Origin of the sequence: Microbacterium sp., assembly GCF_031178445.1 — a bacterium.
Classification (GTDB): domain Bacteria; phylum Actinomycetota; class Actinomycetes; order Actinomycetales; family Microbacteriaceae; genus Microbacterium.
In genome coordinates this window covers 1-8,587 of sequence record NZ_JAPSIY010000019.1, presented here as the reverse complement: position 1 = coordinate 8,587, position 8,587 = coordinate 1, and the positions used below count along the sequence as shown (strand labels likewise).

The following is an 8,587-nucleotide window of genomic DNA, read 5'->3' as shown; positions in this document are numbered from 1 at the left end:
GCGCTGGCGAGACAACGCCTGGCCGAACGTGCGCACCCCTCGGACGCTGCTGGCGACTCTGCCGACCGGGGCGTTCCCCGGCGTGGACAGCACGGACGTGTACGAGTTCCTGGAGGCGCATGCGCCGGGATGACTCCGCCCCGGCGCCGGGTGCTCCTACGGTGGAGGCACGAAAGGGCGAAGCGGGCGAGCGAAAGAGACGGTCACGCGCCGTTAGTAAGCAGCCAGGTCACCCATGAACCGATTGCACCTGAAAGGACGGCCGTCACTGTGCCGATGAGCCACGCTTGCCTGGCCGAGAAGGTCACATCCCTGCGCTCGCTTCTGAAATAGGCGAGCACCTTCGCACCCCCAGACTTGCGCTCGCCGAGAAAGCTCACTGACCCTAGTACGACTGAGATCGCCAAGACTATGAGGATCGCCGGGACCGCGTCAGCCGCGTTCAGCTTCGCGATCGTTTCGGGCCGGAATAGCACACCAATGCCGAGTATCACGAGCATCCCCAACCCGTAGACGGCGAAGTTCTTAGCTACAACTCCTAGCCACGTCACAATCGCCGGCTGTCGCCGTGGGGCGAGTAACCGAGCGACGCCACTCACAGTGCGGGCAGCGGACTCGCTCGACGTGGCGTAGACAACAGTCGCTTTATTTCGAGAGAGCGCGATCGATATTGAACCGTCAGTAGTCCGGATCGCAACGCGGTTCAGCTCGTCATTCGTCGCGGACTTCAGGGCTTGCGCTTCGCTCGCGACCGCGCCCCCGGCCGTCAGAACAGGATGCTGGCCTGCCTTCTGCATGTACAACAAGACGTCATCGACATCGTCGAGTGTGAGGCGGAGGTGACCGAGAGGTATGGTCTGTGTGCTCGATGGGGGCGGGAGCGGGGCTGGGTTGCGTTCAAGAGTCACATAGAGATCATCGCGGAAGGTTCTCGCTGGTCGAACCTGTGCTCGGCCACGGCTCCCCCTCGACGGCGGCTAGAAATGCCCTTTCGCAACTTGGGCGGGCTGCTGTTCCTGACTCTGCTGCTGGTCTGGCGGGGCGAGGCACTGGTGCGCTCGCCCTGTTGCTCAATCTGCTCCTGCCGGCGCGTCGACAGAAGCTGGTCGCCCGCCTCGTCTTCGTCGGCCTCCCGCGGCTTGTCCTCAGGGTCACCCCGTGGGTGTTCAGCGGTGCGGGCGCGCTGTCGCGCCTCCCCACGGCGGCTGCGCGGATGCTTAAGAGCCAGAGCCGCTCGGGCCTCCTGCATCCCGGCGTGAGTGTGGTCCTGGTGTTCACCGGGGAGCGGCGGTAGCCGCGGATCCCTGCTCACGGTGCTTGGCACGCGCCGACGCCGCTCCGCCCGCTAGTCGACGAGCGCGGGCGGCATCACTCGCGCGTTCGGGCCCGCGTGCGGTGCGCGCGCGTCAGCCGCCCGCCTGCAGCGCCGCCCACAGCTCGGCGCGCGCGGGGAAGGCGCGCAGGTCCATGCCGAGCAGAGTGCCCGCCTGCGTGAGGCGGGTGCGCAGCGTGTGGCGGTGGATGCCGAGAGCGGATGCCGTCTGTTCGAGCTGCGCGTCGTGCTCGAGCCACACCCGCAGCGTGCGCTCCAGGTCTCCGCCCTGGGCGTCGTGGCCGCGCACCGGGGCCAGGCGTGACGCCGCGACGACGCGGGCCTCATCGGTGAGCAGGGCCGACAGCACGCTCGCCGTGCCGACATGACGGTAGTGCGTGACGCCCGACCGCGCGCGCCGCAGCGCCGACAGGGCCTGCGCATGAGCGTGGGAGAAGGCCGAGTACTCCGCGGGATCCGAGGCGCCGACGCGCACCTCGAACCGTGCGGCCAGTTCGTCCAGCATCCCGGCATCCGCCTCGCGCAGGCAGAGCACGACGCCGTCGTCCGACTCCGCGACGAACGGCGCGGGTGCGGCATCGCGATGCTGCTGGTCCACCCACTCCACCAGGGCGGCCGTGCGTTCCCCGTCAGCGATCGCGACGAGCACCGGAGCGGGCGGGAGCGCGCCGAGCACGCGCCGGGCCAACGCCGGGTCGTCGGAGAGCAGGGATGCCAGCAGCTGACCGCGCAAGCGGCGTCGGCTGCGCGCGATCTGCTCGCCCTGCTCCAGGGCGAGGCCCGCCATGGCGATCACCGAGGTCACCACCGCACGGGTCTCGGGGTCGTGCGCGACGGCGGCGATCGCGATGACGCCGCGCAGCTGGCCGGTACGGCCGAGCGTGAAGAGCGTGTGGGTCGCCCCGTCGTGCTCCAGCGTGCGGCTCGCAGATCCACCTCGCGCGAGCAGGGCGGATGCCATCGACGCGATCGCACCGGGGTGTGCGGCCCCGGCATCCGGCCCGCCTCCGGACGGATGCTCGTGCACGAGGGCTCCGGCCGCGTCGTACATGCCCACCCAGCACTCCAGCCGGCGGCCGAGTACGCTGAGCGTCGCCTCCAGCCCCCGCGGCCGCAGCGCCGCGATCGCGAGCGCACGCTGCGTTTCGAGCGCCCAGGTGCGCCGGGCGTAGGCCTGCGCCGCGATCGCCTCGGCGTGGGCACGCGCGATCGCGATGAACGGGATGTCGTACGGCACCTCGAACAGCGCCAGCCCGCGCGCTCGGCAGGCCTCGATGAGCTCTGCCGGAACACCGGAGCGGTGAACACCTGAGCCGAACCCGAGGCCGAGCACCCCACGCAGGGCGAGGCGGGCGACGTACGCGTCGACGTCGTGCGCGTCCAGCCCGTCGAACTGCGTGCCGGTGGTGAGCAGCACGAGATCATCGGCCAGGAACGGGGTGGGGTCGGCAAGATCGGAATTGTGCACCCACCGCATGGGTCGGTCGAGGGCGTCGCCGGCGAGGGCATCCTCCTCGAGTACCAGGCGCAAGCGCAGGTCGCGTCGCTCCAACAGAGCGCGCAGCGTGGGCGCAGACGTGCGTTCCACCGGTTCCGTCCTCCCGCGGCATCCGCTCGGGCGCGTTATACGGCCTGGCGAATCCTTACCGAGGATTGTACGCGCTGGCGAGTGCGGCGCACCGCCGAACGGACGTAGCCTCGCCGCATGACCCTTATCGACGAGACCACCACCGTGCCCTCCGGCGGACCCGCGCTCCCGCAGGTGCGCCGCGTGCTCACGTCGCTGCCCGGCCCCCGCTCCGCAGAGGTCCTCGACCGTAAGGCGGATGCCGTCGCCTCCGGCGTCGCGCACTCCGTACCGGTCGCGGTCGTCGCCGCCGGTGGCGGAGTGGTCGTCGACGCCGACGGCAACTCGCTCATCGACCTCGGCAGTGGCATCGCCGTCACAACGGTCGGCAACGCCCACCCAAAGGTCGCTGAGGCCGTCGCCGCGCAGGCCGCGCAGTTCACCCACACGTGCTTCATGATCTCGCCGTACGAGTCGTACGTCGACGTCGCCGAGGCGCTGAACCGGCTCACCCCCGGCGATTTCGCGAAGAAGAGCGCCCTGTTCAACTCCGGCGCCGAGGCCGTCGAGAACGCGATCAAGATCGCCCGCAAGCACACCGGGCGCCAGGCCGTCGTCGCCTTCGACCACGGCTACCACGGCCGCACCAACCTCACCATGGCCCTGACCGCCAAGTCGATGCCGTACAAGAGCGGCTTCGGCCCGTTCGCGCCCGAGGTTTACCGCGTTCCCGGCTCCTACCCGTACCGCGACGGACTCACCGGTCCCGAGGCTGCCAAGCGCGCCATCACCCTGATCGAGAAGCAGATCGGCGCCGGCAACCTCGCCGGCGTCATCATCGAGCCCATCCAGGGCGAGGGCGGGTTCATCGTCCCCGCCGACGGCTTCCTCGAGGCCGTCGTCGCCTGGTGCCGTGAGAACGGCGTCGTGTTCATCGCCGACGAGGTGCAGACCGGCTTCGCCCGCACCGGCGCGATGTTCGCCAGCGAGCTGTTCGGCATCGAGCCCGACCTCATCACCACCGCGAAGGGCATCGCCGCCGGCCTGCCGCTCGCCGGAGTCACCGGCCGCGCCGAGATCATGGACGCCGCGCACGCCGGCGGCCTGGGCGGCACCTACGGCGGCAACCCGATCGCCTGCGCCGCGGCGATCGCCGCGATCGACGCCTTCGAGAACGACGGGCTCATCGAACGGGCGAACCAGATCGGTGAGATCCTGACCGGCCGGCTGAACGGCATCCGCGAGAACGACGCGCGCATCGGCGACGTCCGCGGCCACGGCGCGATGGTCGCCGCCGAGTTCGTCGACCCCGAGACAGGCGAGCCGGATGCCGCGCTCGCCGCCGCCGTCGCCAAGGCATGCCTCGCCGAGGGCGTCATCGTTCTCACCTGCGGCACCTTCGGAAACGTCATCCGTTTCCTGCCGCCGCTGTCGATCGACGACGACCTGCTGGCCGAGGGCCTGGACGTCGTCGCCGCCGCGCTCGCCGCGGCCTGAGACCCCGGCCGCGACCCGGATCGGGGGATACCGGGTCGCGGCCGGTAACACGCACCCCACAGCCGAACCTTCGAGGAGCACAGAACATGACCGAGCAGGAACTCAGCCGCGACGTCGTCGTCATCGGCGCCGGAGCGGCCGGGCTCACCGCCGCCAGCGAGTTGCGCAAGGCCGGGCTGTCGGTGGTGGTGCTCGAGGCGCGCGACCGCGTCGGAGGACGGCTGTGGACCGACGACATCGGCGGCGCGACGCTCGAACTGGGCGGACAGTGGGTCTCGCCCGACCAGGACGCGCTGATCGAGACTCTCGCCGACCTGGGGCTGGAGACCTACTCCCGTTACCGTGAGGGCGACAGCGTCTACCTCAATCGCGAGGGCGAGCTGACCCGCTTCACCGGTGACATCTTCCCTGTCGCGCCGGAGACCGAACGGGAGCTCGTCCGCCTCATCGACAAGCTCGATGCGATGGTCGCCACCGTCGACCCCGACCGGCCGTGGGAGGCGCCCGACGCCGAGGCCCTGGACACGATCTCGTTCGAGCGGTGGCTCATCAACGAAACCGACGACCAGGAGGCGCGAGACAACATCGCCCTCTTCATCGGCCCCGCCATGCTCACCAAGCCCGCGCACGCGTTCTCGACCCTGCAGGCTCTGCTCATGGCGGCATCCGCGGGCAGCTTCACCAACCTCGTCGACGCCGATTTCATCCTCGACAAGCGTGTGATCGGTGGACTCCAGCAGGTTCCGCTGCGGCTCGCCGAGCGCCTCGGCGACGACGTGCTGCTGAACCAGGCGGTCCGTACCCTCGAGTGGGGCCCTTCGACGAGCTCAGGGACCCAGGCCGGCTCAGGGACCCAGGGCGTGGTCGCGCACACCGACACTCTCACCGTGCGCGCCCGTCACGCGATCCTGGCTGTGCCGCCGGTGCTGTACAACCGCATCTCCTTCGTGCCCGCGCTGCCGCGCCGTCAGCACCAGCTGCATCAGCACCTGTCGATGGGCTTCGTCATCAAGGTGCACGCCGTCTACGACCGCCCGTTCTGGCGTGAGCAGGGCCTGTCTGCCACGGCTTTCAGCCCATACGAGCTCGTGCACGAGGCGTACGACAACACCAACCACGGCGACGACCGCGGCACGCTGGTCGGATTCGTGTCGGACAAGAACGCCGATGACGTGTTCACGCTGAGCGCCGAGGAGCGCAAGGAGCGCATCCTCGAGTCCCTCTCGCACTACTACGGCCCCGAAGCCAAGAACCCCGTCGTGTACTACGAGAGCGACTGGGGCAGCGAGGAGTGGACCCGCGGCGCGTACGCGGCGAGCTTCGACCTCGGCGGGCTGCACCGCTACGGCTCGGACCTGCGCTCCGCGGTCGGCCCGATGCACTTCGCCTGCAGCGACATGGCCGGAGCCGGCTACCAGCACGTCGACGGCGCGATCCGGATGGGCCGCCGGGCGGCATCCGAGATCATCGAGAAGAGCGACGCATGACCGCCTCGATCGTCGTCGGGTACACCGCGACGGATGCCGGAGCCGACGCGCTCGCGCTCGGCGTCCGGCTCGCCCGCGGGTTGAACATGCGGCTCGACCTCGTGATCGTGCTCCCGCCTGAGGGCACGCGCAGCGCCGCCGTTCCGCCCGAGCGCGCCTACGAGGAGCACGTGCGGTCGCAGGCGCAGCAGTGGCTGCGGGATGCCTCGGCATCCGTTCCCGGCGACATCGATCTCACCGGGCACATCCGCTTCGGTGACTCCTTCGCCGAAGGCCTCATCGCTGCCGGTGAAGAGTTCGCAGCCCGGCTGATCGTGGTCGGCGCCGCGAACGGCACGACCTTCGGCCGCCACAGGCTCGGCTCCGTGGCATCCGAGTTGGTGCATTCCTCACCGTTCCCCGTGGCACTCGCGCCGGCCGGCTCGGCGCGCGACGCCGACATCACCACGCCCATCACGCGCGTCACCGCGGCGGTCGGCACGCGAGCCGGCGCCGACGTGCTGCTGGAGGAGGCCGCCGCGCTCACCGTCGCCAGCGGCGGGTCGCTGCGGCTGATCTCCCTCGTCCCGTTCGACGTACCCGCCGGCCTCGACACCGGCGCGATCACCCTCGTGCAGGGCACCCACGGCGAAGACGTGCTCACGCAGGCGCGGGAAGCGCTGCCCGAGGGCGTCACCGCCGAACTCGAGCGTGCGGCCGGCGACAGCGTCGAGGACGCCGTCGCACACCTGCGCTGGGAACCGGGCGAGGTCGTACTCGTCGGCTCCAGCCGGCTCGCCCAACCGCGCAAGCTCTTCCTCGGCTCCACCGCCGCGAAGATGCTGCACGAACTACCCGTCCCCATGATCGTCGTCCCGCGCAGCCGCGTGGACGCAGAAGCCTGAGTTCCCCCATGTCCTCCACGTCACACGAAGCTGTGTCCGACCCCGTCACCACCGGCATCTCGCGGAAGGGGCTGAGCGCGGGAGCGGTCGGTCTCATCGGCGCCGTCGTGATCGGCATCTCCTGCATCGCCCCGGCGTACACGTTCACCGCGGCCATCGGCCCCGTCGCCTCCGAGGTGGGAGCGCAGATACCGGCGATCATCCTCGTCGGATTCATCCCCATGCTGCTGGTGGCGTTCGGTTACCGCGAGCTGAACAACCGGATGCCGGATGCCGGCACCTCTTTCACGTGGGCCACCCGGGCATTCGGACCGTGGGTGGGGTGGATGGCCGGCTGGGGGCTCGTGGTCGCCACGATCCTCGTACTCTCGAACCTCGCCGGCGTCGCCGTCGACTTCCTGTTCCTGCTGCTGGCCCAGATCACCGGCGACCCCGCGATCGCGACCGTAGCCGCAGGAACCGGCCCGCTGGACCCGGGCACCTGGATCAACATCGGCGTCTGCTTCCTTTTCATGCTCGGGGCGACCTGGATCTCGTACCGCGACATGCAGACGACCCAGAAGGTGCAGTACTGGCTCGTCGGATTCCAGCTGCTCGTCCTGGTCTTCTTCGCCGTGGCCGCGATCGTGCAGACGGTGTCGGGCAACGGCTTCGACTTCCAGCCGTTCGATCTGAACTGGTTCAACCCGTTCGTCGTCTCGTCTTTCAGCGCGGTCGCCGCCGGTCTCTCGCTGTCGATCTTCATCTTCTGGGGCTGGGACGTCACGCTGACGATGAACGAGGAGACGAAGGACCCCGAGAAGACGCCGGGCCGCGCAGCCACCGTCACGGTGCTGATGATCGTCTCGCTCTACCTGCTGCTCGCCGTCGCGATGATCATGTTCGCCGGCACCGGCACGGGCGAGCTCGGGCTGGGCAACGAAGACATCCAGGAGAACGTGTTCTTCCATCTGTCCGGCCCGATCCTTGGTCCGCTGGCCTTCCTCGTGTCGCTCGCCGTGCTCACCAGTTCGGCCTCGTCGTTGCAGTCGACGTTCGTCGGACCCGCGCGCACTCTGCTGTCGATGGGCCACTACGGTGCTCTCCCGCCCTCGTTCGCCAGGGTCAGCCCGCGCTTCTTCACGCCGGGCTACGCCACGATCGTGTCGGCCGTGGTCGCCTCGGCCTTCTACGGGGTGATGCGGGTGCTCAGCGAGGACACGCTGTGGGACACGATCCTGACTCTCGGCATGATGATCTGCTTCTACTACGGCCTGACCGCGTTCGCCTGCGTCTGGTACTTCCGTCGGCAGTGGTTCGACTCCGCGCGCAACGTCATCTTCACGCTCGTGTGCCCGCTGCTGGGCGGCATCATCCTCGCCGTGCTGTTCTTCACGACGCTGATCGACTCGATGGACCCCGCGTACGGTTCGGGCTCCGAGATCGGCGGCATCGGCATCGTGTTCATCCTCGGCATCGGCATCATCGTCGTCGGCGTCGTCATCATGATCGTCCAGTCGATTCGGCGCCCTGCCTTCTTCCGCGGTGAGACCCTGGATGTAGACGCCCCGCCGAGCATCCGTCGCCGCTGACACCCGCAAGATCCCTCACAGAATCGAGATGATCATGAGCACCGCACTCGCATCCACTGAGCAGGACCTGCTGACGCGCGTCCCGACCGGCCTCTTCATCGGCGGCCGCTGGGCGGATGCTGAAGAGGGACGCACCTTCGACGTGCACGACCCGGCGACCGGCGACGTCATCGCGTCCATCGCCGACGCGACGCCTGCCGACGGCATCCGCGCCCTCGACGCCGCCGTCGCCGCGCAGGACTCCTGGG

General features: G+C 69.4%; 8 protein-coding genes. 6 read left to right on the top strand and 2 right to left on the bottom strand.

The annotated features are described in order from the left end of the window. Positions 1-203: 203 nt before the first annotated feature. Positions 204-908: a hypothetical protein gene (locus RIN43_RS16015; RefSeq protein WP_309129923.1), complete on the bottom strand. Its 705-nt coding sequence runs from the start codon at positions 906-908 to the stop codon at positions 204-206. A gap of 158 nt (positions 909-1,066) precedes the next feature. Here RIN43_RS16015 and RIN43_RS16010 point away from each other — a divergent pair, with 158 nt between their 5' ends. Further along, on the top strand, positions 1,067-1,294 hold the full coding sequence (locus tag RIN43_RS16010) for a hypothetical protein (protein WP_309129922.1): 228 nt from the start codon (positions 1,067-1,069) through the stop codon (positions 1,292-1,294). Between the two features lie 112 nt (positions 1,295-1,406). On the opposite strand, the gene RIN43_RS16005 is transcribed toward RIN43_RS16010, so the two are convergent. Further along, on the bottom strand, positions 1,407-2,921 hold the full coding sequence (locus RIN43_RS16005; RefSeq protein ID WP_309129921.1) for a PucR family transcriptional regulator: 1,515 nt from the start codon (positions 2,919-2,921) through the stop codon (positions 1,407-1,409). Between the two features lie 117 nt (positions 2,922-3,038). On the opposite strand from RIN43_RS16005, the gene gabT reads away from it, so the two are divergent. From gabT to RIN43_RS15980, 5 genes are all read left to right on the top strand, one after another. Further along, complete coding sequence (gene gabT / locus RIN43_RS16000) at positions 3,039-4,397, top strand: 4-aminobutyrate--2-oxoglutarate transaminase (protein ID WP_309129920.1); 1,359 nt, start codon at positions 3,039-3,041, stop codon at positions 4,395-4,397. Positions 4,398-4,483: 86 nt separating this feature from the next. Beyond that, on the top strand, positions 4,484-5,884 hold the full coding sequence (locus tag RIN43_RS15995) for an NAD(P)/FAD-dependent oxidoreductase (RefSeq protein ID WP_309129919.1): 1,401 nt from the start codon (positions 4,484-4,486) through the stop codon (positions 5,882-5,884). After that, entirely contained in the window at positions 5,881-6,768 is an 888-nt protein-coding gene (locus RIN43_RS15990; protein WP_309129918.1) for a universal stress protein, read from the top strand. Before RIN43_RS15995 ends, RIN43_RS15990 begins: the two co-directional genes overlap by 4 nt. 8 nt (positions 6,769-6,776) lie before the next feature. Beyond that, positions 6,777-8,339 (top strand): APC family permease, encoded by a 1,563-nt coding sequence (locus RIN43_RS15985; RefSeq protein WP_309129917.1) that lies wholly within the window; start codon positions 6,777-6,779, stop codon positions 8,337-8,339. 34 nt (positions 8,340-8,373) lie between these two features. Continuing rightward, on the top strand, positions 8,374-8,587 hold a 214-nt coding region (locus RIN43_RS15980; protein WP_309129916.1), incomplete at its 3' end, for an aldehyde dehydrogenase family protein.

Bases quoted from the DNA above. Each gene is read 5' to 3' on its own strand.
- gabT (WP_309129920.1), top strand. From the start codon at position 3,039: ATGACCCTTATCGACGAGACCACCACCGTGCCCTCCGGCGGACCCGCG.
- RIN43_RS15995 (WP_309129919.1), top strand. From the start codon at position 4,484: ATGACCGAGCAGGAACTCAGCCGCGACGTCGTCGTCATCGGCGCCGGA.
- RIN43_RS15985 (WP_309129917.1), top strand. From the start codon at position 6,777: ATGTCCTCCACGTCACACGAAGCTGTGTCCGACCCCGTCACCACCGGC.
- RIN43_RS15990 (WP_309129918.1), top strand. From the start codon at position 5,881: ATGACCGCCTCGATCGTCGTCGGGTACACCGCGACGGATGCCGGAGCC.